General features: G+C 40.0%; 20 protein-coding genes, 1 tRNA gene, 1 pseudogene and 1 other annotated feature. Of the genes and pseudogenes, 16 read left to right on the top strand and 6 right to left on the bottom strand.

Annotated elements, in window-relative coordinates:
* Positions 1 to 86: 86 nt before the first annotated feature.
* From QM959_RS05730 to trpA, 10 genes are all read left to right on the top strand, one after another.
* Positions 87 to 779: a sugar transferase gene (locus QM959_RS05730; protein WP_371638146.1), complete on the top strand. Its 693-nt coding sequence runs from the start codon at positions 87 to 89 to the stop codon at positions 777 to 779.
* Positions 780 to 821: 42 nt separating this feature from the next.
* Entirely contained in the window at positions 822 to 2,051 is a 1,230-nt protein-coding gene (locus QM959_RS05725) for a DegT/DnrJ/EryC1/StrS family aminotransferase (protein ID WP_414371990.1), read from the top strand.
* A 34-nt stretch (positions 2,052 to 2,085) separates the two neighbouring features.
* Positions 2,086 to 2,317 (top strand) — a binding site (T-box leader).
* A gap of 162 nt (positions 2,318 to 2,479) precedes the next feature.
* Positions 2,480 to 3,658 (top strand): tryptophan synthase subunit beta, encoded by a 1,179-nt coding sequence (gene trpB / locus QM959_RS05720; RefSeq protein ID WP_000208440.1) that lies wholly within the window; start codon positions 2,480 to 2,482, stop codon positions 3,656 to 3,658.
* Positions 3,659 to 4,224: 566 nt separating this feature from the next.
* Positions 4,225 to 5,586: an anthranilate synthase component I gene (gene trpE, locus QM959_RS05715; protein WP_414371988.1), complete on the top strand. Its 1,362-nt coding sequence runs from the start codon at positions 4,225 to 4,227 to the stop codon at positions 5,584 to 5,586.
* A complete protein-coding gene (locus QM959_RS05710) occupies positions 5,583 to 6,149 on the top strand; it encodes an aminodeoxychorismate/anthranilate synthase component II (protein WP_000601907.1) in 567 nt (188 codons plus the stop codon). Before trpE ends, QM959_RS05710 begins: the two co-directional genes overlap by 4 nt.
* A 10-nt stretch (positions 6,150 to 6,159) precedes the next feature.
* On the top strand, positions 6,160 to 7,164 hold the full coding sequence (trpD, locus tag QM959_RS05705) for an anthranilate phosphoribosyltransferase (protein ID WP_414371986.1): 1,005 nt from the start codon (positions 6,160 to 6,162) through the stop codon (positions 7,162 to 7,164).
* Entirely contained in the window at positions 7,161 to 7,928 is a 768-nt protein-coding gene (gene trpC / locus QM959_RS05700; protein ID WP_414371984.1) for an indole-3-glycerol phosphate synthase TrpC, read from the top strand. Before trpD ends, trpC begins: the two co-directional genes overlap by 4 nt.
* Positions 7,915 to 8,514 carry a phosphoribosylanthranilate isomerase gene (locus tag QM959_RS05695; protein WP_414371982.1) on the top strand — a complete coding sequence of 200 codons (600 nt, stop codon included), beginning with the start codon at positions 7,915 to 7,917 and terminating at the stop codon, positions 8,512 to 8,514. The genes trpC and QM959_RS05695 overlap by 14 nt, the downstream gene beginning before the upstream one ends.
* Positions 8,492 to 9,715 carry a tryptophan synthase subunit beta gene (gene trpB / locus QM959_RS05690; protein ID WP_414371979.1) on the top strand — a complete coding sequence of 408 codons (1,224 nt, stop codon included), beginning with the start codon at positions 8,492 to 8,494 and terminating at the stop codon, positions 9,713 to 9,715. Before QM959_RS05695 ends, trpB (QM959_RS05690) begins: the two co-directional genes overlap by 23 nt.
* Positions 9,708 to 10,484 (top strand): tryptophan synthase subunit alpha, encoded by a 777-nt coding sequence (gene trpA / locus QM959_RS05685; RefSeq protein ID WP_414371977.1) that lies wholly within the window; start codon positions 9,708 to 9,710, stop codon positions 10,482 to 10,484. Before trpB (QM959_RS05690) ends, trpA begins: the two co-directional genes overlap by 8 nt.
* On the opposite strand, the gene QM959_RS05680 is transcribed toward trpA, so the two are convergent.
* On the bottom strand, positions 10,456 to 11,115 hold the full coding sequence (locus QM959_RS05680) for a prepilin peptidase (protein WP_414371975.1): 660 nt from the start codon (positions 11,113 to 11,115) through the stop codon (positions 10,456 to 10,458). The two genes, trpA and QM959_RS05680, sit on opposite strands and share 29 nt — an antisense overlap.
* A 69-nt stretch (positions 11,116 to 11,184) precedes the next feature.
* On the opposite strand from QM959_RS05680, the gene QM959_RS05675 reads away from it, so the two are divergent.
* Complete coding sequence (locus tag QM959_RS05675; protein WP_414371973.1) at positions 11,185 to 11,640, top strand: GNAT family N-acetyltransferase; 456 nt, start codon at positions 11,185 to 11,187, stop codon at positions 11,638 to 11,640.
* 176 nt (positions 11,641 to 11,816) lie between these two features.
* On the opposite strand, the gene QM959_RS05670 is transcribed toward QM959_RS05675, so the two are convergent.
* The gene (locus tag QM959_RS05670) at positions 11,817 to 12,350 is read right to left on the bottom strand and encodes a hypothetical protein (RefSeq protein ID WP_414371971.1); all 534 of its coding nucleotides are present in this window, start codon (positions 12,348 to 12,350) and stop codon (positions 11,817 to 11,819) included.
* Between the two features lie 238 nt (positions 12,351 to 12,588).
* Between QM959_RS05670 and QM959_RS05665 the strand changes: the two genes are divergently transcribed.
* Entirely contained in the window at positions 12,589 to 13,245 is a 657-nt protein-coding gene (locus tag QM959_RS05665; RefSeq protein ID WP_414371968.1) for a hypothetical protein, read from the top strand.
* A 394-nt stretch (positions 13,246 to 13,639) separates the two neighbouring features.
* On the opposite strand, the gene QM959_RS05660 is transcribed toward QM959_RS05665, so the two are convergent.
* Entirely contained in the window at positions 13,640 to 14,785 is a 1,146-nt protein-coding gene (locus QM959_RS05660; protein ID WP_000209242.1) for a low temperature requirement protein A, read from the bottom strand.
* 290 nt (positions 14,786 to 15,075) lie between these two features.
* Between QM959_RS05660 and QM959_RS05655 the strand changes: the two are divergent.
* A pseudogene (locus QM959_RS05655) lies at positions 15,076 to 15,329 on the top strand (helix-turn-helix domain-containing protein); the annotation flags it as partial.
* A gap of 2 nt (positions 15,330 to 15,331) precedes the next feature.
* On the opposite strand, the gene QM959_RS05650 reads toward QM959_RS05655, so the two are convergent.
* A complete protein-coding gene (locus tag QM959_RS05650) occupies positions 15,332 to 16,174 on the bottom strand; it encodes an aldo/keto reductase (protein WP_315640463.1) in 843 nt (280 codons plus the stop codon).
* 544 nt (positions 16,175 to 16,718) lie between these two features.
* Between QM959_RS05650 and QM959_RS05645 the strand changes: the two genes are divergently transcribed.
* Positions 16,719 to 17,258, top strand: coding sequence for a DUF6609 family protein (locus QM959_RS05645; RefSeq protein WP_414275118.1), 540 nt, complete (start codon positions 16,719 to 16,721; stop codon positions 17,256 to 17,258).
* Positions 17,259 to 17,477: 219 nt separating this feature from the next.
* Here the strand turns inward: QM959_RS05645 and QM959_RS05640 are convergent, their stop codons facing one another.
* Positions 17,478 to 17,891 (bottom strand): helix-turn-helix domain-containing protein, encoded by a 414-nt coding sequence (locus QM959_RS05640; protein ID WP_414372006.1) that lies wholly within the window; start codon positions 17,889 to 17,891, stop codon positions 17,478 to 17,480.
* A gap of 679 nt (positions 17,892 to 18,570) precedes the next feature.
* On the opposite strand from QM959_RS05640, the gene QM959_RS05635 reads away from it, so the two are divergent.
* Positions 18,571 to 19,860, top strand: a complete 1,290-nt coding sequence (locus QM959_RS05635) for a DUF308 domain-containing protein (RefSeq protein ID WP_125425916.1) — start codon at positions 18,571 to 18,573, stop codon at positions 19,858 to 19,860.
* A gap of 9 nt (positions 19,861 to 19,869) precedes the next feature.
* Positions 19,870 to 20,958, top strand: coding sequence for an AI-2E family transporter (locus QM959_RS05630; protein WP_004256071.1), 1,089 nt, complete (start codon positions 19,870 to 19,872; stop codon positions 20,956 to 20,958).
* A gap of 140 nt (positions 20,959 to 21,098) precedes the next feature.
* Here the strand turns inward: QM959_RS05630 and QM959_RS05625 are convergent.
* Positions 21,099 to 21,171: transfer RNA gene (locus QM959_RS05625), tRNA-Lys, on the bottom strand.
* Positions 21,172 to 21,209 lie beyond the last annotated feature (38 nt).

Raw genomic sequence — 21,209 nt, 5'->3', positions numbered from 1 at the left:
TACAGATTTCTTTCACCGCCTTTTCCATTTTGTGGTATAATGAAAAATGTTGACAAATAGTATAATAAAAACAAAGGAGAAACAGCATGCTGAAATGGGAAGACTTGCCCGTGGAAATGAAATCAAGCGAGGTTGAGTCTTACTACCAGCTTGTCTCTAAAAGGAAGGGTTCGCTGATTTTCAAGCGTTGCTTGGACTGGCTTCTGGCCTTAGTCGTACTGGTTCTGACCTCTCCTATCTTTCTCATCTTGAGTATTTGGATCAAGTTGGATAGTAAGGGGCCGGTGATTTACAAACAAGAGCGCGTGACCCAGTACAATCGACCTTTCAAGATTTGGAAGTTTCGTACCATGGTGACGGATGCGGATAAAAAAGGAAGTCTGGTGACTTCCGCTAATGATAGCCGCATTACCAAGGTTGGTAATTTCATTCGCCGTGTGCGTTTAGACGAACTACCTCAGCTGGTCAATGTCCTTAAAGGCGAAATGTCCTTTGTCGGTACACGACCTGAGGTGCCACGCTACACAGAGCAGTATAGCCCTGAAATGATGGCGACCTTGCTTTTGCCAGCAGGAATTACCTCTCCAGCCAGCATCAACTACAAGGATGAGGACACTATCATCAGTCAAATGACGGAGAAAGGCCTGTCGGTTGACCAAGCCTATGTCGAACACGTCCTTCCTGAAAAGATGCGCTATAATCTCGCTTATCTCCGAGAGTTTAGTTTCCTTGGAGATATAAAAATCATGTTTCAAACCGTGTTTGAAGTGCTAAAATAAAGTAGTCATGAGAGAATGAGTACAGATAAAAGGAGTAAATCAATGCCAAATTACAATATTCCATTTTCACCACCCGATATTACGGAAGCAGAAATTGCTGAAGTAGCGGATACCCTGCGTTCTGGTTGGATTACAACAGGTCCTAAGACAAAAGAACTGGAGCGCCGCTTGTCCCAATACACACAGACGCCCAAGACTGTCTGTCTTAACTCTGCGACTGCCGCTCTTGAGTTGATTTTACGCGTTTTGGAAGTGGGACCTGGTGATGAAGTCATTGTTCCAGCCATGACCTATACAGCTTCATGTAGTGTTATCACTCACGTAGGAGCAACACCTGTCATGGTAGATATCCAAGCAGATACTTTTGAGATGGACTATGACCTACTGGAGCAAGCCATTACTGAAAAGACTAAGGTGATTATTCCTGTTGAGCTTGCAGGGATTGTTTGCGACTATGATCGTTTGCTCCAAGTCGTGGAGAAAAAACGTGACCTCTTTACTGCTGCAAGCAAGTGGCAAAAAGCCTTTAACCGTATTGTGATTGTCTCTGATAGTGCCCATGCTTTGGGATCAACTTATAAAGGGAAACCAGCTGGTTCTATCGCTGACTTTACTTCCTTCTCATTCCACGCCGTTAAAAACTTTACAACTGCGGAGGGTGGAAGTGCCACTTGGAAGGCCAATCCAGCGATTGATGACGAAGAGATGTACAAGGAATTCCAAATCCTTTCCCTTCATGGTCAAACTAAGGATGCCCTTGCTAAGATGCAATTGGGTTCATGGGAGTACGATATCGTCACACCAGCCTACAAGTGCAATATGACTGATATCATGGCGTCACTTGGTTTGGTACAATTGAACCGTTATCCTGGTTTACTAGAACGTCGTAAGGACATTGTGGACCGCTATGATCGAGGTTTTGCAGGTTCTCGCATTCGTCCATTGGCACACAAGACTGATACAGTTGAATCATGCCGCCACCTCTACATCACCCATGTAGAAGGAGCAAGCTTAGAAGAACGCAACCTCATTATCCAAGAATTGGCTAAAGCAGGAATTGCAAGTAATGTACACTACAAACCACTTCCTCTTTTGACAGCCTATAAGAATCTTGGTTTTGATATGGTCAACTATCCTAAGGCCTATGCCTTCTTTGAAAATGAAATTACGCTTCCTCTTCACACTAAATTAAGCGATGAAGAAGTGGACTATATCATTGAGACTTTCAAAACAGTTTCTGAAAAAGTGCTAGCTTTATCAAAAAAATCGTAAAAAAGTCTTGACAAAGAAAAAACAAAGTATTAAAATAAATTCAACAAATCAGAAAAGTAACTATTTTTGATCTTCAGGGAGCCTGTGGTGATTGTGAACAGGTGGTTGAAAGTAGTGAAAGTGGGCTGATTTTAAAAATGAATTTGAAACAATGAAAATTCGGTGTGCACACCTTACAGTGCAACTTGTTGTTAGACAAGGCAGAGATGTAAAGGGGAATAGTCCCTTTATAATTGAGGTGGCACCGCGTTACCAACGCCCTCACATGGAAGTATATTCTGTGTGTGGGCTTTTTTCTATCCGTCGTTTTGTTTATCTTTTATTAGGGTGTTAAGTCGCTTTGATGAACTTGAGTTCTATCTGCAGCTCCTTCCTACTACTAAAAGCAAACAAAAAGGCCGGATTCATACAGAAAGAGGAAAAATTTTATGACAACTAAAGGTTATTTTGGACAATTTGGTGGTAGTTTTGTACCGGAGCCGATTCAGGCTTTGTTAGATGAGTTGGAAGTGACATTTGACAAGTATAAGGATGATCCAGAATTTTTGGCAGAATTTCGCCATTACTTAAAGGACTATTCAGGTCGCGAAACACCGCTCTATTTTGCGGAAAGTTTGACAGACCACTTAGGTGGCGCTAAGATTTATCTCAAGCGCGAAGACCTGAACCACCTTGGTTCTCACAAGCTCAACAACGTTTTAGGACAAATCCTTCTTGCCAAACGTATGGGCAAAAAACGAGTGATTGCGGAAACAGGAGCTGGTCAGCACGGTGTTGCGACAGCAGCGGCTGCAGCCAAGTTTGGGATGGCCTGTGATGTCTACATGGGAGCAGAGGATGTGGAACGTCAACGTCTCAATGTTTTCCGTATGGAGATGATGGGAGCAACTGTTCATGCAGTTGAAACGGGAACACGAACTCTTAAGGATGCGGTTGATGCAGCCTTTGGAGCATGGATGAATGACCTTGAAGCCTTCTATGTTCTGGGATCTGCTGTAGGTCCTCACCCTTATCCTACAATTGTTCATGAATTCCAAAAGGTCATTAGTGAAGAATCTCGCCGTCAAATCTTAGAAAAAGAAGGCCGTTTACCAGACTACGTTATTGCCTGTGTAGGTGGTGGTTCCAATGCCATTGGTGCTTTTTCACAGTATGTGGCTGATGAAGAAGTTAAATTGGTTGGGGTCGAAGCTGCTGGTCATGGACTTGACACAGACAAGCACGCAGCTACTATGACAAAAGGTAGTATCGGAATTGTCGACGGCATGAAGACCTATGCAGTCTTTAAGGAAGATGGAGAGCTAGCTCCAGTTTACTCTATCTCAGCTGGTTTGGACTATCCAGGGGTTGGTCCAGAACACGCCTACTTTAAAGATTCTGGCCGCGTGGAATATGTGGCTGCGACAGATGAAGAAGCGGTTCAAGCCTTGCTCCTTCTTAGTAAGACAGAAGGAATTATCCCAGCGATTGAAAGTTCGCATGCCATCGCAGAAGCAGTTAAACGTGCACCGAAACTAAGTAAAGATGAGATTATCATCATCAATGTCTCTGGTCGTGGAGACAAGGATGTAGCTGCTATTGCAGACTACCTTGAAGCTAAAAAATAAGAGATGGAAAAATTACAGTCTTTTCTCTCACAGAGAGCTTGTGGTTACTGGAAACAAGCAGAGAAAGCTGTAAGGTTGGGTCCATCTGAAACGAGAGAAGAAAACATAATTCTCAAGGGAGTGCCCTTTATCGCACAGCCTGTTACAGGAGGTTTCTGAGACAGGAATGAGAGATAGGAGAAATCCTATAATTGAGGTGGCACCGCGAATTTCGTCCTCACGCAAGTTATTTTGCGTGAGGATTTTTATATATTTATTATGGGTATAGCTATTCAGTTTTAAATTATTTTTCATCACTAAATTGACTGCTACAAAAAATTTGCGAACGAAGTGAGATTTTAAAAGATATTTCCCGCCATAGTGGTATTCTAGAGAAGCAAAGATGCTTCTCTAGAACGGAATTTTTGAGACCTAAGGCTCAAAAATTAGGGATGAAATTTCATGGATTTCTAAAATCATCCACTGGATAATTTTACCTCCCGTCCGCACTATTTAAGGGAAATAGAAAAAAGATAATAAATTAAGACTAAAAGTCTATAAAGAAAAGAATCGAAAGGGAAATTACAATGGAACGAATCATTCATGGAGATGTCTTATCACCAATCTTGGCTTATATGCGCCTAAAGGGGCAACACAAGGTTATTTTAGAAAGTATTCCGAGAGACAAGGAAACAGCTCGTTTTTCTATCCTAGCCTATAATCCTGTTTTTGAGATTAAGTTTGAAAATGGGGTCCTTTATCAAAATGGGCAAGTGATTGATCGTGATCCCTTGGATTGTCTTTATGAAGTGACTCATAAGAGCCAACACCATTCAGACCTCCCTTTTGGTGGGGGAGCCATTGGATTTGTTGGCTACGATATGATTTCGCTTTATGAAGAAATTGGTCAAATCCCTCAAGATACAATTGGGACTCCAGACATGCATTTCTTTGTCTATGAGAGTTACATGGTCTTTGACCACAAGAAGGAAAAAATTCATGTCATCGAGGATGCTCTCTATAGTGAGCGTAGTCAAGAAGACTTGGAAAAAGCCTTAAACCAAGTGCTTGAGGAATTACGCATTCCTGCTACAAATGAATTTGAAGACTTGGATCTATCTCCGTTAGACTTCAAACCGCATATCGCTCCTCAAAAATTTGAGGAAATGGTGGAAACAGCTCGTGACTTGATTCGTAATGGCGACATGTTCCAGTGCGTACTCAGTCAGCGCTTCTCAGCAGAAGTTACTGGAAATCCATTTGACTTCTACAGAAATCTTCGCGTGACCAATCCATCCAATTACCTCTATTTCTATAACTTTGGGGATTATCAAATCATCGGTGCCAGTCCAGAAAGTTTGGTTTCCGTCAAAAATGGCATCGTGACAACCAATCCGATTGCAGGGACACGACCAAGAGGAGCTACGGATGAAGAAGACAAGGTTTTGGCGACAGACCTGCTTTCGGATGAGAAGGAAACAGCAGAGCATCGAATGTTAGTAGACTTGGGTCGTAATGATATTGGTCGCATCTCTGAAACGGCCAGTGTCCAAGTCACCAAGTATATGGAAGTGGAGCTCTTCCGTTATGTTATGCATTTGACCAGCGTGGTCAAGGGGCGTTTGCTTCCAGAACTCACTGCCATGGATGCCTTGAAAGCAACACTTCCTGCTGGAACAGTTTCAGGAGCACCAAAGATTCGAGCGATGAGACGCATCTATGAACTGGAAACAGAAAAACGTGGCGTATACGCAGGAGCAATCGGCTACTTGTCTGCGACGGGTGATATGGATTTTGCCATTGCTATCCGAACTATGATTCTCAAAAATCAAACAGCCTATGTGCAGGCTGGGGCAGGGATTGTCTACGACTCTGTCGCCCAAAATGAATACCAAGAAACCATTAACAAGGCTAAATCTATGACTAGAATTGGAGAACTAAGACCATGATTTTATTGATTGATAACTATGATTCTTTTACCTATAACTTGGCCCAGTACATTGGGAATTTTGCAGAAGTACAGGTCTTGAGAAATGATGATCCCAAGCTGTATGAAGAAGCTGAAAAAGCAGATGGTCTGGTCTTTTCTCCTGGTCCCGGTTGGCCAGTTGATGCTGGAAAGATGGAAGACATGATTCGTGACTTTGCAGGTAAAAAGCCGATTTTAGGGATTTGTTTGGGTCACCAAGCCATTGCAGAAGTCTTTGGTGGTAAGTTAGGCTTGGCTCCAAAAGTCATGCATGGGAAACAGAGCAATATCAGCTTTGAAGCGCCATCTGTTTTGTATAAAGGTATCGAGGATGGCCGTGCGGTCATGCGTTATCACAGTATTTTGATTGAAGAAATGCCAGAAGACTTTGAAGTGACAGCTCGTTCGACTGATGACCAAGCCATCATGGGGATTCAACATAAAAACCTACCGATTTATGGTTTCCAGTACCATCCAGAGAGCATTGGAACGCCAGATGGCTTGTCTTCTATTCGGAATTTTATCGAGAAGGTTGTAAAGTGAGGAAACTAGGATGAAAGAGATTATTGAAAAACTAGCAAAATTTGAAAATTTATCAGGTGTGGAAATGACGGATGTCATTGAGCGTATTGTAACTGGGCGTGTTACTGAGGCGCAGATTGCTTCTCTCCTTTTGGCTCTTAAGATGAAGGGGGAAACACCTGAAGAACGCACAGCCATTGCCCAAGTCATGAGAGGACATGCCCAACACATTCCAACCAACATTCAAGATGCTATGGATAACTGTGGTACGGGTGGAGATAAGTCATTTAGCTTTAACATCTCAACAACTGCAGCCTTTGTCTTGGCAGGCGGTGGCATCCACATGGCCAAACATGGAAATCGTTCTATCTCTTCTAAATCTGGTTCAGCAGATGTCTTGCAAGCTTTGGGTATCAATATTGACCTCAATCCAGCACAATTAGGTAAGGTATTTGACCAAACAGGAATCGTCTTTCTCTTTGCCAAAAACATGCACCCAGCCATGAAATACATTATGCCAGCACGCTTGGAGTTGGGAATTCCAACCATCATGAATCTGACAGGTCCACTCATTCACCCAATGGTCTTGGAAACACAGCTTCTAGGAATTAGTCGTCCAGAACTTCTAGAAAGTACTGCTCAGGTCTTGAAAAACATGGGCCGCAAACGTGCCATTGTAGTAGCAGGTCCGGAAGGATTAGATGAAGCTGGTTTGAATGGAACTACCAGCATTGCCCTTCTTGAAAATGGTGAAATCACTTTGTCAACCTTTACTCCAGAAGATTTGGGAATGGAACGCATTGCTATTGAGGACATTCGTGGTGGTAATGCTCATGAGAATGCAGCCATCCTTATCAGCGTTCTTAATAATGAACCAAGTCCATTCTTGGAAACAACAGTCTTAAACGCTGGCCTTGGTTTTTATGCCAATGGTAAGGTAGATAGTATCAAAGACGGAGTTGAAATGGCACGCCAAGTGATTGCCAGTGGTAAGGCCCTTGAAAAACTCAGACTATTACAGGAGTACCAAAAATGAGTCAGGAATTTTTGTCACGTATCTTAGAGCAGAAGGCGCGTGAAGTTGAAAAGATGGAACGAGAGGAGCTTCAACCCTTGCGTGAAAGCTATCGCTTAGCTGAATATTTGAAAAACCATCAGGACCGCTTGCAAATTATTGCAGAGGTCAAGAAGGCGAGTCCAAGTATGGGTGATATCAATCTGGATGTGGATATCGTTCAACAGGCCCAGACTTACGAGGCTAACGGCGCTGTTATGATTTCTGTATTGACAGATGAAGTTTTCTTCAAAGGTCATTTGGATTATCTTCGTGAGATTTCCAGTCAGGTACAGATTCCGACGCTGAACAAGGATTTTATTATCGATGAAAAGCAAATCATCCGAGCTCGCAATGCAGGTGCGACAGTTATCTTGCTCATCGTAGCGGCTTTATCAGAAGAACGCCTCAAGGAACTGTATGACTATGCGACAGAGCTAGGTCTAGAAGTTTTGGTAGAAACTCATAATCTAGCAGAGCTAGAAGTGGCTCACCGCCTTGGCGCTCAAATTATTGGTGTGAATAATCGTAATTTGACTACCTTTGAAGTTGACTTGCAGACTAGCGTAGACTTGGCCCAATACTTTAAGGATGATTTCTTCTACATTTCTGAATCTGCTATTTTTACAGAAGCGGATGCGGAACGAGTTGCACCCTACTTTAACGGAATTTTGGTAGGAACAGCTCTGATGCAAGCGGAAGATGTAGCCCAGAGAATCAAGGAGTTGCAGATTGACAAAGGTTAAGATTTGTGGACTATCGACCAAAGAAGCCGTAAAAACAACTGTGTCGGCTGGAGCAGACTGCATTGGTTTTGTCTTTGCTCCTAGCAAAAGACAGGTGACCTTGGAACAAGCAGCAGAGCTGGCTGAGATTATTCCTACAAATGTGAATAAAGTTGGTGTATTTGTTTCACCCAATCGGGCGGACTTACTAGAAGCGATTGAAAAGGTTGGCTTGGACTTGGTGCAGGTTCATGGTCAGGTGGCGGATGATTTGTTTGAGGATTTGCCTTGTGCAAGTATTCAGGCTGTTCAGGTCGATGAAGGGGGGCATGTACCCAATTCTCAGGCAGACTATCTACTCTTTGACGCTCCTGTTGCAGGGAGTGGACAAACCTTTGACTGGGGCCGACTGGATACGACAAAACTAGCCCAGCCTTTCTTCATCGCAGGTGGGCTTAATGAAGATAATGTAGCAAGAGCAATTCAGCATTTCTCTCCCTTTGCAGTAGATGTATCAAGCGGAGTAGAAACAGACGGACAAAAAGATCATGAAAAGATTAGAAGATTTATAGAGAGGGTAAAACATGGCATATCAAGAACCAAATAAAGATGGATTTTACGGAAAATTCGGTGGACGTTTTGTCCCAGAAACATTGATGACAGCAGTATTGGAGTTGGAAGAAGCTTATCGTGAAAGTCAGGCAGATCCAAGTTTCCAAGAAGAGTTAAACCAACTTTTGCGCCAGTATGTAGGACGTGAAACACCTCTTTACTACGCAAAAAACCTGACCCGGCATATCGGCGGAGCCAAGATTTACCTCAAACGTGAAGATCTCAACCATACAGGTGCCCACAAGATTAACAATGCCTTAGGACAAGTTCTTCTGGCTAAACGTATGGGCAAAAAGAAAATTATCGCTGAAACAGGAGCCGGTCAGCACGGTGTGGCAACTGCAACAGCTGCAGCACTCTTTAACATGGAATGTACTATCTACATGGGTGAGGAAGATGTCAAACGCCAAGCCCTCAATGTCTTCCGTATGGAACTTTTGGGAGCTAAGGTAGAGGCAGTGACAGATGGTTCGCGCGTGCTTAAAGACGCGGTCAATGCAGCCCTTCGTTCTTGGGTGGCCAACATCGATGATACCCACTATATCCTTGGTTCTGCCTTAGGACCCCACCCTTTCCCAGAAATTGTTCGTGACTTCCAAAGTGTCATCGGACGGGAAGCTAAACAACAGTACCGTGAATTGACAGGGCAAGATTTGCCAGATGCCCTAGTAGCCTGTGTTGGTGGAGGTTCTAATGCTATCGGTCTCTTCCATCCATTTGTGGAAGATGAGTCAGTGGCTATGTATGGAGCTGAAGCAGCAGGACTTGGTGTGGATACGGAGCACCACGCAGCTACCTTGACCAAGGGTCGTCCAGGTGTCCTTCACGGTTCCCTCATGGATGTTCTCCAAGATGCTCATGGGCAAATTCTTGAAGCTTTCTCTATTTCAGCAGGTTTGGACTATCCTGGTATCGGTCCAGAACATTCACATTACCACGATATCAAACGCGCGTCCTATGTGCCTGTGACTGACGAAGAAGCCTTGGAAGGTTTCCAACTCTTGTCTCGTGTGGAAGGGATTATCCCAGCCTTGGAATCAAGCCATGCTATCGCCTTTGCAGTGAAATTGGCCAAAGAACTTGGACCAGACAAGTCCATGATTGTCTGCTTATCTGGTCGTGGTGACAAGGATGTCGTTCAAGTCAAAGACCGTTTGGAAGCAGATGCAGCAAAGAAGGGAGAAGCTCATGCCTAAGACATTAACAGAAAAATTAAATGCTATAAAAGCAGCTGGAAAAGGAATTTTTGTTCCCTATATCATGGCTGGAGACCATGAAAAAGGTTTGGCTGGACTCGCTGAAACAATCCACTTTTTAGAAGATTTGGGTGTCTCTGCCATTGAAGTGGGCATTCCCTTTTCAGACCCAGTTGCAGATGGACCTGTTATTGAAGAAGCTGGCTTGCGCAGTCTAGCTCATGGGACTTCGACACAAGCTTTGGTTGAAACCTTGAAAACTGTTCAAACAGAGGTTCCCTTGGTTATTATGACCTACTTCAATCCCCTCTTTCAGTACGGTGTAGAGAACTTTGTCAAAGATTTGGCTAATACAGCGGTTAAGGGCTTGATTATCCCAGACCTGCCTCATGAACATGCTAATTTCGTAGAGCCATTTTTGGCAGACACAGACATCGCCTTGATTCCCCTAGTTAGTTTGACGACAGGGATTGAGCGTCAGAAAGAGTTGATTGAAGGGGCAGATGGATTCGTTTATGCCGTTGCTATCAATGGAGTGACAGGGAAATCAGGCAATTACCGTGCAGATTTGGACAAGCACTTGGCACAATTGCATCAAGTGGCTGACATCCCAGTCTTGACAGGTTTTGGCGTATCTAGTCAAGCCGATGTAGAACGCTTCAATGCGGTGTCAGATGGTGTTATCGTTGGTTCGAAAATTGTAAAAGCTCTCCATGAAAGAGAGCCGATTGAGGACTTTATCAAACAAGCAGTAGCTTACCAAAAATAATCACACAAGCAGCAAGTAAGAGGAAAGGCACAAAAGGAAGTCTTTCCTTTTTCTTTTGTAGGAGAAAGGCTAGAATCCCCGTAGCGGAAGCAAACTGAATCAAGATTAGTAACTCCGTTACGCTAAAGATGATAGCGCAAGAAGCCAGAAAGAGGAAATCCCCTGCACCCATGCGGATATCGATAAAATGAGCCAAAATTCCAAGGGCAAGGAAGAAGACCATGACCAGATTCCAGCCAGAGCAGACCATTAGAAGCAGATGGAAAGTCATCCAGACTAGTAAGGGATATTCCTGATGGCGAAAGTCGTAGATACCCAAAGCCAAACCAGCAGTGATTAGGATGACTTGCCCCAAGTAAAGAAAACCCCAAGACCAAGATAGAAAGAGGAGTCCTAGGCCTAGTTCAAAAAGGGCATACCAGACTGGATAAGGAGCCTTGCAGTAGCGACAGCGAAAGCGATTAAAAACCTGCGACAGAATCGGAATCAAATCTAAGGGACGCAAGCGAGTCTGACAGGAATCGCAGTGACTGGCTGGACTGATAATGGATTGCTCTGGAAAACGGTCAATGACCAAACCAAGAAAGGAGGCGAGAATGCTCCCGACAAGAAAAAAATAAAAATCAATCATACTTATCTATTCGTAAAAAATAGGAGAAGTAGTATAATGGAGAAACATAGATAAGATGGTGAGGCAAATATGACAATTCGTTTTGAAGAAAAGGTGAGCACAGAAAACGCTCAACTCGTATGCCAATGGTCTAACTCCCTTGGCAAATCCTTTCAAGAACAATGGATGGGACCAAAGATTCCTTTTCCACTGATCATTCAAGTCTTGCAAGATTTGGAAGGAATCTTTTCTATCTTTGATGGACCAGAGTTTGTGGGGCTTATCCAGAAAATCAGGCTAGCAGACAGTAATCTTCATATTGGAAGATTTTTTATCAACCCCCAGAAGCAGGGGCAAGGCTTAGGTAGGCAGGCTGTAAGTAAATTTGTTAGTTTGTCTTTTGAAAATGAAGACATAGATACTATTTCTCTAAATGTCTTCGAGGAAAATCAAGTAGCCAAACACCTCTATCAAAAAGAAGGATTTGAAATCGTTAAAACCATTGAAGCACCTGTACGAAAATACGTTATGAAAAAGTTTAGATAGAAAGTGGAAAAGCCTTGGTTCCAAGGCTTTTCTGATTAATAATTACTTTTGATACAGTTTCATGTGTTGTTAGAATTTCATAAATAAAAAAGAGAACGAATATGTACTGCCCTCAAAAATTAGATTTTTTGTCTAACTTTTGGGGGCAGTACACATCAGGGCTTTTTAATGTCGTTTTAATATAAGAAATCAATGCCGTAGTTTTCTTTTAGATAGGTTGCTAACTCGGTTTTTTCTTCCTCTCTAAATCGACAAAGGCTAAGGGCGAGACGTAATATCAGGGCACTTGTATCGATGATAACGTTTGACTTAGAAATATCTTCTAGCTGGGTGACCTCTCTCAGATCGAAGTCTAAATAGTAAGCCTTGCTGTTAACATGGTCAGGGTCACTGACATCTACTTCAACATACGATGCTCGCAACAATTCTTCTTTAGGGATGAAGATTTCCTTGGAAAAGAAGAGCCCGGGATAGACATAAATACCTTCAAAGGTGAATTCAAAGGAGAGCCTACGACTAGAAAGTCTTTTGATGCCTGCAATCGTTGAATAGATAGCAGCGAAAAAGAGAATGGTTGGGACCACTGTGAGAAGATTAAGCTGGGAAAAGTCGATCAATCCATGTGCGAGAAAAAAGAAAAATTGAAAGAATACACCCGCTGCAAAGACTAGATAGCCGATACCAACATATTTTGAATAATAGATTTTCATAGAAACCTCCAGATATAGAATTGAACTCGCCAACGCTTTTTCAGTAGAAGGCGTACAGGTCGTGCAGAGTTAAAATTCTAGGTATTCCCATCATATCCTATGGAGCGAAGTTCTGTCAACCTTTTAGCAAGATGTGGCTCTTAGCTATCCTATGACCTAGTAAGTTGGTTTATGGTATACTAGGATAATAAAATTCCAAAATTTGAAGACTTATTTTCACAAATAGAAAGAGGTCAATATGTTTTTTCTTAGACGACGTCGTGTCTTTATCGGTGAATGTGACGGTCAAGCTGTTTATTATGACCAAAAGACGAGAGAGGCTTTAGCCGCTCCAAAGAGTAGGTTGCTCAATACTGAAAAAGCTGGTGACACGAATTCCTTTATTCCTGACTTGGTCATTCTCTTACTAGCAGGTGGACCCGCAGTTTCGGGCTTCTTTTCACTCAAGTTTGTTGGTGTCTACAACTGGTTCAGTCTAGCCTGTATTCTTCTCTTTTGGTTGATGCAGTTTTTCTCGTTAGTTGCTTTACTCGAACGAGCTCTCTATAAAAATGTTCGCAAAGCACAGCCGACGACAGAGAAAGTCTTTTATTATGCCGCATCTCATAATTTGCTTGTAAAAAATCAGTTTGATCCTAGACAACTGGGTACTCTAGCTTTTCGATTTGTCCGCTTTGCAGTAAATATAGTGTCCATCTATTATTTTTTGTATTTCTTGACTCTTCCTCTAAAATTTGGTCAACCGATTAATGAAGGCTATGGTTTGTGGTTTGCTGGCTTGTTATTCTTTGTAATTTTTCTTATGTATAACCAAAACAATCCAGTTCGCTTTGTGAAGATTATGAGATTATACAGTCAGGGAAAAGTACGATTTAAGGAAGAAGTGGAACATTGAGAAACTATCTTTGGGGATAGCCCCTAAATACTTAGAAAAAAACAAAAAAGCCTTGATTTCAAGGCTTTTTCCTGTTGTTTAGATGCCTCCACCATGAATTTGTAAGAACTTTTCATATTGAAAATAAACAAAAGTGTTGAAATATAGCTGATTTTAGGGAAATACTTTTAGGTGTTTTCACTGTCAGGCTTTAAAAACGTGGCAAAAGTGGGGCAAAAACGAATGACTCACATTTGGTTTGAAAATCTATAATACCTAATGATTATGCCATACTAGATATATAGTGTTGTTATAAATAAATGTCAGTGCGAGTTCAAATCGGAGGATAAAATGGAAAAACAAATTAATGAAAAAAAAGCCTTGGTTCCCAAAGCTTTTTTATGTTATAAACTCATTAAAAGAACCCCCAGTTAGATTTGGAATATTTTTTATTCTGTGTCACATAAAAATAAATAAAATGAATGGCTATAGCTAGAGTAAAAATGGTTGCAATACTCAACACTGTTATAGGATTAGAAGCGAAAAGCAAAGAGAGAATCAAGGCAGCCAGATAGAGTGTCGCTTGAGCACAGTAGTAACTTCTCGGATAGCGAAGATAGTTTTTGTTATAGGGCCCATTTGCTAGGACAGCAGCTTGGAAGAGGCCAATTCCGATATAAAAGAAGCTGATTGCAACGAGAAGATTAGCCTCGGGATTCAGGAGATAACCCATCGAAACTGTCATCAACATAAGCCCGATGAAAATAGGATAGTGACTATAAATTACAAATAATCCCTTTTGACTAGATCCTTCATCAATAGCATGGTCAAATTCGCCAAAATAAAACAAGAACAGGGAAAGCATGATAACGAAATTGAGAACCGAATAAATCGAGAAATTCTCGACTGTAAAGAAGCTAGCTAGCCCAACAACCATCTCTCCAAACGTAATAATCACAAGAAGGGAGACGCGCTCGATTAAATGGGGAAGATTTACCTGGAAATGCTCATCTTTAGTAATCAAGAAAATTGGCACAATAAATGTTAGCAGAATACTAGCAATAAAGATATAGACTCCAACGTAAATAGGAAAAAGAGCTGCCAGATAGACTCCTAAACTTCCTAGACCTGTTAACCATAGAAAACCTTTGATACTTTCCCGATCAGTATTATCGGTTGATTTTCTAAAAAATTCAACCAAATATTGAAAAAATAAGGTAAGGGTCAATGTACCAACAGCCCAACAGGTATAATAGAACCATTGTTGCCAATTGTATCCAATCATATTGGACATAAAGAGCATAAGTCCCATGTTGATAAACATGATTACCATGTTAAATAACGAGTTTGTTCCATAGCGATTGGTATAAATGGTTTGAATCATCCAGGAATTGATGATAACCATGACAGAGATGAAGAAATCAAGTAAAGAATCCCAAGCCACAACACCGCTATGAAGAGGGTGAATTAAAGCAGTTGCTTTTGAAATTGCAAAAACAAACACTAGGTCATAAAATAGTTCTGAAAATTCTACACGTTTATGCTTAATAAGAGTTGTCATATTAATACCTTTCTATTTTAGAAGTACAATTTATTATAACAGAAAATGGTAATAAAGAAAAAGGAGATGCTTAAATAACTTCATGTGACGCGAATTGTCAAAACCCTAACTTCTTTTGTCAGTTACTTGTCGGTTTCTGTTTTGTATAATAATCTCACAAATCAAATGAAATAAAGAGGAAATCATTATGTCAAATGATAAATTGTAAAATATAGTGCAAGAAAAAAACTCATAGCGTTTCATTGGTGTAAACTGTAAGTAACCACACAAACAGAACCCGAGGAAAAACTATGAGCTACTCCCATCTTACCATAACCGACCGAATAAAGATAGAAACTTACTTAGAATTAGGTTTGAAAACTTGCCAAATTGCAAATAAACTTGGCGTCCATAAGTCTACTATTTCAAGAGAGTTAAGACGATGCCAAAATGGTTATTCCGTAGCCTTAGCACAGGAACAATACGACCACAGGGTTAAGAAAAATGTCGGAAGTTTCGTTTGACACCAAAGTTGAAAAAGGAAATTGAGGACGGTTTAAAATCCTATTAAAAATTAACTGTGTCAGGATCATCCTGAGTTTTGATGCCTTGAATCTTATCCAAGACTGCCATATCTTCCTCTGATAAGTCGAAGTCGAAGATATCCAAGTTACTTTTTATATTTTTAGGTGTCACAGACTTAGGTAGTGGCAAGAAACCTTTTTGAAGGCTCCAACGCAGAGCAACTTGTGCTACAGATTTACCGTTACGTTCAGCCACTGCTTCAACATCTTCATTTCCAAAAATGCTACCTGTACCTAGTGGACTATAGGCTTCAAGAAGGATATCGCGCTCTTGGCAATAGGCAACTAAGTCTTTTTGGTCACAACCTGGAGCCAAGAGGATTTGATTGACATGTGGCACAATTTCAGCTGTTTCAAGAAGAGCTTCTAGGTGATGTTGCATAAAGTTAGACACACCGATAGCACGCACCTTACCTTCTTTGTAGGCTTCTTCCATTGCCTTCCAAGCGCCTGCATTACCAGACTTCCAAGCATCATTCTCACGAAGCGCCTTTGGATTAGGCCAATGGATAAGCAAAAGATCCAAATAATCCACACCTAATCTTTCGAGAGATTCATCGATAGAAGTCTTAGCCAAATCGTAATCGTGCTTATCATTCCAAAGTTTGGTAGTTAGGAAAATATCCTCACGTGCCAAATTACTATCAGCAATCGCCTTACCTACAGAAACTTCGTTACCGTAAATTTGTGCGGTATCAATATGTGTGTAACCCGCCTTAAGTGCGAAGCTAACGCTGTTATAGGCTTCTTCACCTTCAGCAATTTGCCAAGTTCCAAAACCAATTTTAGGAATAGCAACCCCATTTGCAAGCGTATATGTTTCCATGATTTTCACCTTTTCTTTTTTTAATAGTACTATCTTAAAAAAGATAAGGCAAAAATGCAAAGATTTGCTACGGCTATTATTATGAATAGTTCCTTACTTCTTTTTCCGATGTTCGTAACAGCCTTTGGAGATATTATTACTTGGGAAGAGAATGAATTTGTAAGAACTTTTCATATTGAAAATAAACAAAAATATTGAAATATAGCTGATTTTAGGGAAATACTTTTAGGTATTTTCAATGTAAATATTTCAAAATGGGGCGAAAGTGGGGCAAAAATAACGAATGACTCATAAAGGTTTCCTAATCTCTAACCTTTTCTGACAACAGGTTGCTCAACTTCTAACTGAGAAAGTATCACTAACGGATATTGCCAGAAGACTTCGTATGAACCTCTGTTCCCTTTTATAGTAAATGCCAATACATTCTAATGGGGAATAGTAGCGAGTGAGTATGAAATCCGGCAATAGAAAAAATGCCTAAAAAATACTATAATATTAAGTAACATAGATAAATAAATTAGAATTTAGAGAGGTTTTTCGGCGAATGTTAGGATATGAAAAAAACGAAAAGTTAGAATTTAATTATAAAAAATCTTGCGGTTTGTGGTTAATTGCGGTTGCCGTAGTTATCGCAGTTGCTACCTTAATAGGTGGACAACAAATTATAAATATGCAAGTGTTTACTAGTGGTTATATAGTCTTCTTTTTTACGATTAATATGAATAAAGACTTACTAAAAAAACTATCCACTGGACCATCGACTAAATTTCAAAATAAGGTTTCTCAATACTCAATAATATTTCTGTTTATATTAATGGTTTTTTTAGGCGGTTCATTTTTTGTTACGGAGAATTGGAGATTGATATGGTTGGGGGCATTATTAGTCACAGCATTGCATTTTTTCCCATTATATTTTGTACATGGAAAATCAATGATTTTATTAGGAATTATGTGCACTATTAATATTATCATGGGGTATATTTTTTCTGATGTCCCTTTGGTACTATTTGCCTATATTGATGCAATAATTAAATTTATATTTGGAGTTTATTTGTTATTTTTTTCTAAAGCAACGAAGCAATAAATCCCAATTGTTTGTTGAACTAGCAACTTAATAAGAATAACAGAGGAACAGTAAATCGGAAAAAGGTTTACTGTTTTTCTTTGCTCAAAATACTTAGCTTGTGAAATCATATTTCTCCCTCCTTCTGACATATTTAGTCTAACAAAAAAGCCGTCGGGAAAACGGCTTTCGAAGATAAGATTATACAACAGAAAAGCGAGGTTATCCTCGCTTTTTTATTTAATCCAATAGCTCCTTATTTTCAATTAAGAGTTCTAGTGGAGATTTTTCTCTTGCTACAATAAAACCAGGTTCATATTGGTTATGAAATGTTCTTTTCTGAGAAGTTGGGTCAATATACAACTCTTTTCCATCTTCTGTGTATAGTTGGTTGCCTCTTGTTAGGTAAAGTAAATCTTCTAAGTGCTGTCCATTAGTATGTAGGAAATGCTCGATGTATTTGACAGCTTTTAAGATCTCACTTACTTTATCAGAGTATTCATTCGATTCAAGAACACTCTTTTCTAATTCAATCTCTTTACTAGTTCCAAAAAGTTGAGTTGGAGTTGCATTAAAATATTCTGCTATCTTATCCAAATTTGCAAAGGTAGGATAGCTTTTTTGTTTTTCATAATCAGAGATGTCTGGAAAGATTGCTCATAAAAAAATGTGGGGCAAATGATGGGGCAAATCAGTTATAGACAAACAAAAAAGCCTTGTAAATCAAGGCTTTTCCTGTTGTATATAGATGCCCCCTGCATGAATTTGTATGAAATTTTCATATTGAAAGTAATCAAAAATATTGAAATATAGATGATTTTCGGAAGGTACTTTTAGGTATTTTCAATGTCATGATTTAAAAATGGGGCAAAAGTGGGGCAAAAACCATACAGATTCTAAACTGTATGATTCTTTTTTTATCTAACCAAGAAAGGTTAAAACTTATTAAAACAAATGCAATCAACTGTTGAAAACTTTTTAGTCCGTGTAATATAAAAACAAGTAAAAAGTTGAACTATAGGGAATATTGTGTCATAATAGGTAATAGATGAATAATTAATAGATTGGAAATAATGCTTTCTTACCTTAACAAGTTGAATTGGTTATACATTTTTTCGTCGCAATTGTGTCTATCTCTCGAGTTTAGCTAGTTTTTATAAGCTCTGGTTTCTAATCAATATAACAAATTTTAGAAGTGCATAAGACAAGATGGTGACATTACTACAGTCATTTCTAGTCACCATATGTTGCTGGCACAGGCTGTTTGTAGTGTTGGCTATTTACTAGTCAGTTTAATCGGAGTGTTTAATTTTTATTGTTGAAAGGTTTTTATATGGCGAAAATTCTATCTTTAGGTCTGACAGGTAAGAAATTACTTGCTCAGGGGTTCTTGTTTGTTCTGCTAGGTCTCATCTTGATGGTCACGGGGACTTGGTTGCCAGTAAAGGTTATTCAACTGGTTCTGTTTTTAGCTTGGATAGCAACGGTCTTAGATTTAGTATTACGTATTTTCAAAAAAAGTCAGTCAACGGACACCTTGGGAGTTGCACTGGTTAAATTGTTAGTGCTGGGATATTTGCTTGGCTCCAATCTTGCGACGGATGTGCCGATTTATATTTTGGCTCTTGTGATTGGAATTTATCAGATTTTTCATGCTAGTATCAACCTTGTCACCTATCTTCTCTACCGCAAAAACAAAATTCGACCTCGTTTTCGTTTCTTACTAGATGGTCTCGTACTAGTTTTTCTTGGTGGGACTAGTCTTTTGTCCTCTACGGGAAATTCTGTCTTTCAACTCTTTGTTTTAGGGGCTTATTTTTTCCTTTATGGTCTGTCCAATATCCGTGACGGTTTCTTATTTGAAGGGGAAATTGGGAAAAACCATCTCAAACGTCGCATTAGAATTAGCTTACCTATTGTCCTAGCCGCTCTCATCCCTGCAAGAACTTTAGCAAAAATTAACAAATTTATGCTGGAAAATGCTGATGAGGAAGAAGATATCCATCTTGGAATAGTGAAGTCTGGTAAGACAGCAGAGCTAGAAATTTTTGTTCATACAGCTGAGACCTCCCTGTTTTCAGCTATTGGTCATGTGGATATCTGCTATCAGGGCCGTGTTATTTCTTATGGCAACTATGATCCGTCATCTGAGACCTTATTTGGTATGGTTGGAGATGGTGTCTTATATTTCTGTGATCGTGACAAGTACATTGACCTATGTAAACGGGAGAGTCAAAAAACGCTTTTTGGTTATGGGATAGATTTGACGCCTGAAATGGAAAAAGCAGTTCAGAAAAAGTTGGCTGAATTGAAACAACTGACGATTCCATGGGAGCCAAGTGCAGATAAAATCATGACAGGTGATGGTAAGGAAGACTACACCTACGCTTATAAAATCAGACATGAGACAGATGGGGAACTTTATAAATTTATCAAATCTAAGTTTAAATCCTACTTTGTCTTATCTACAAACTGTGTGCTCTTGGCTGATACCATAGTCGGTCAGGCTGGCACCGATATCCTCTCACCCAAAGGATTTATCGCTCCAGGAACTTACCAAGCCTACCTTAATCGAGAGTTTGAAAAACCAAATAGTATAGTCGTATCTAAACATGTTTATTAAGGAGAATTTATGAACTTAGTAAAAAAATACACCCCGTTAATACTTTTTATAGGGCTGGTTGCTCTTGTAATTCTGAATGCATCGAGCTTTATATCAGGAGCAATCTCTCTCTTTGATGTAATATCAACCTTGATTTATGGTGCTGTTATTGCTTTTGTGCTTAATGTTCCTATGAAAAAAATTGAACAGTACTTAGTTAAATTGAAGGTAAAGGCAGAGTTGCGTCGTCCGATTGCCATGGTACTTGTTTTCCTAGCTCTTATCTTAATCGTGATTGCTCTTTTGGTTTTGGTGCTGCCAACCCTAGCCCAGACTATTAGTCAGCTGGGAACAGTCCTTTCAACAGTCCTTACTCAACTTGGGAAATTGCTAGGCAGCTCGGAATTTGTAACCAAAGACATGTTGTCAACTATCGTATCAGGCATACAGGGACAATCTAGTTCTATTAGCCAAGCTTTGATAGGTTTTTTATCAGGTCTGACTAGTAATATCGGCAATATTTTTTCAAGTTTGATGAATGCCTTTTTGATTATAGTCTTCACCTTTTTATTTTTATCCAGTAAGGAACATTTGGCAGCGATGACGAGTCGACTTCTAAAAGTTTTTCTTCCAGAGAAGGTGGTGATAAAGTTGACTTACATTGGACAAGTAGCACTAGAGACTTATGACCAATTTTTGATGAGTCAGCTGATTGAAGCAGTTATCATAGGAGTTATGATAGCGGTTGGTTACAGCGTGTTTGGGATACCCTATGGAGTAATGACAGGTATCTTTGCAGGAGTGCTATCGTTCATTCCTTATGTAGGGCCTATGATTGCTTGTGTTGTGGGAGCGATTTTTATCTTCACAGTGAGTCCTACTCAAGCCTTACTTTCTCTTCTTCTATATCAAGTTATACAGCTGATTGAAGGAAACCTTATTTATCCTAGAGTTGTAGGTCAGTCTATTGGTTTGCCAGCTATTTTCACGCTTGCGGCTGCTAGTATTGGAGGCAATCTCTTTGGCTTACTTGGGATGATATTCTTTACACCGATATTTGCTGTTATCTATCGATTGGTTAAGGAATTTGTCGTTGCAAAGGAAAATCAGCTAGATTAAGAAAAACTAAATTTAATAAGATATACTGAGAAGAGAGTGAGAGATTCTCTTCTCTTTTATTTTTAAATACTTTTCTACAAAAAGCTATTAGACGTTAAAAAAAGCCTTGGTTTCAAGGCTTATTTCTGTTGATTTAGATGTGCCCCCTGCAGGGCTCGAACCTGCGCCCCATAGCTTAAGAGTCTACTGCTCTACCAACTGAGCTAAGGAGGCAACAGAAAAAGCTGAGAATGTAACTTCCCAGCTATTTT

It is taken from the genome of Streptococcus mitis, assembly GCF_047459985.1.
GTDB lineage: Bacteria > Bacillota > Bacilli > Lactobacillales > Streptococcaceae > Streptococcus > Streptococcus mitis_DZ.
This window is presented reverse-complemented; position numbering and strand designations above follow the sequence as displayed.

Coding starts and splice junctions, on each gene's coding strand:
- QM959_RS05670 (WP_414371971.1), bottom strand. CDS start 12,350: ATGAAAATCTATTATTCAAAATATGTTGGTATCGGCTATCTAGTCTTT.
- trpD (WP_414371986.1), top strand. CDS start 6,160: ATGAAAGAGATTATTGAAAAACTAGCAAAATTTGAAAATTTATCAGGT.
- trpB (WP_000208440.1), top strand. CDS start 2,480: ATGACAACTAAAGGTTATTTTGGACAATTTGGTGGTAGTTTTGTACCG.
- trpE (WP_414371988.1), top strand. CDS start 4,225: ATGGAACGAATCATTCATGGAGATGTCTTATCACCAATCTTGGCTTAT.
- QM959_RS05630 (WP_004256071.1), top strand. CDS start 19,870: ATGAACTTAGTAAAAAAATACACCCCGTTAATACTTTTTATAGGGCTG.
- trpA (WP_414371977.1), top strand. CDS start 9,708: ATGCCTAAGACATTAACAGAAAAATTAAATGCTATAAAAGCAGCTGGA.
- QM959_RS05660 (WP_000209242.1), bottom strand. CDS start 14,785: ATGACAACTCTTATTAAGCATAAACGTGTAGAATTTTCAGAACTATTT.
- QM959_RS05710 (WP_000601907.1), top strand. CDS start 5,583: ATGATTTTATTGATTGATAACTATGATTCTTTTACCTATAACTTGGCC.
- QM959_RS05635 (WP_125425916.1), top strand. CDS start 18,571: ATGGCGAAAATTCTATCTTTAGGTCTGACAGGTAAGAAATTACTTGCT.
- QM959_RS05650 (WP_315640463.1), bottom strand. CDS start 16,174: ATGGAAACATATACGCTTGCAAATGGGGTTGCTATTCCTAAAATTGGT.
- trpB (WP_414371979.1), top strand. CDS start 8,492: ATGGCATATCAAGAACCAAATAAAGATGGATTTTACGGAAAATTCGGT.
- QM959_RS05665 (WP_414371968.1), top strand. CDS start 12,589: ATGTTTTTTCTTAGACGACGTCGTGTCTTTATCGGTGAATGTGACGGT.
- QM959_RS05730 (WP_371638146.1), top strand. CDS start 87: ATGCTGAAATGGGAAGACTTGCCCGTGGAAATGAAATCAAGCGAGGTT.
- trpC (WP_414371984.1), top strand. CDS start 7,161: ATGAGTCAGGAATTTTTGTCACGTATCTTAGAGCAGAAGGCGCGTGAA.
- QM959_RS05645 (WP_414275118.1), top strand. CDS start 16,719: ATGTTAGGATATGAAAAAAACGAAAAGTTAGAATTTAATTATAAAAAA.
- QM959_RS05680 (WP_414371975.1), bottom strand. CDS start 11,115: ATGATTGATTTTTATTTTTTTCTTGTCGGGAGCATTCTCGCCTCCTTT.
- QM959_RS05675 (WP_414371973.1), top strand. CDS start 11,185: ATGACAATTCGTTTTGAAGAAAAGGTGAGCACAGAAAACGCTCAACTC.
- QM959_RS05725 (WP_414371990.1), top strand. CDS start 822: ATGCCAAATTACAATATTCCATTTTCACCACCCGATATTACGGAAGCA.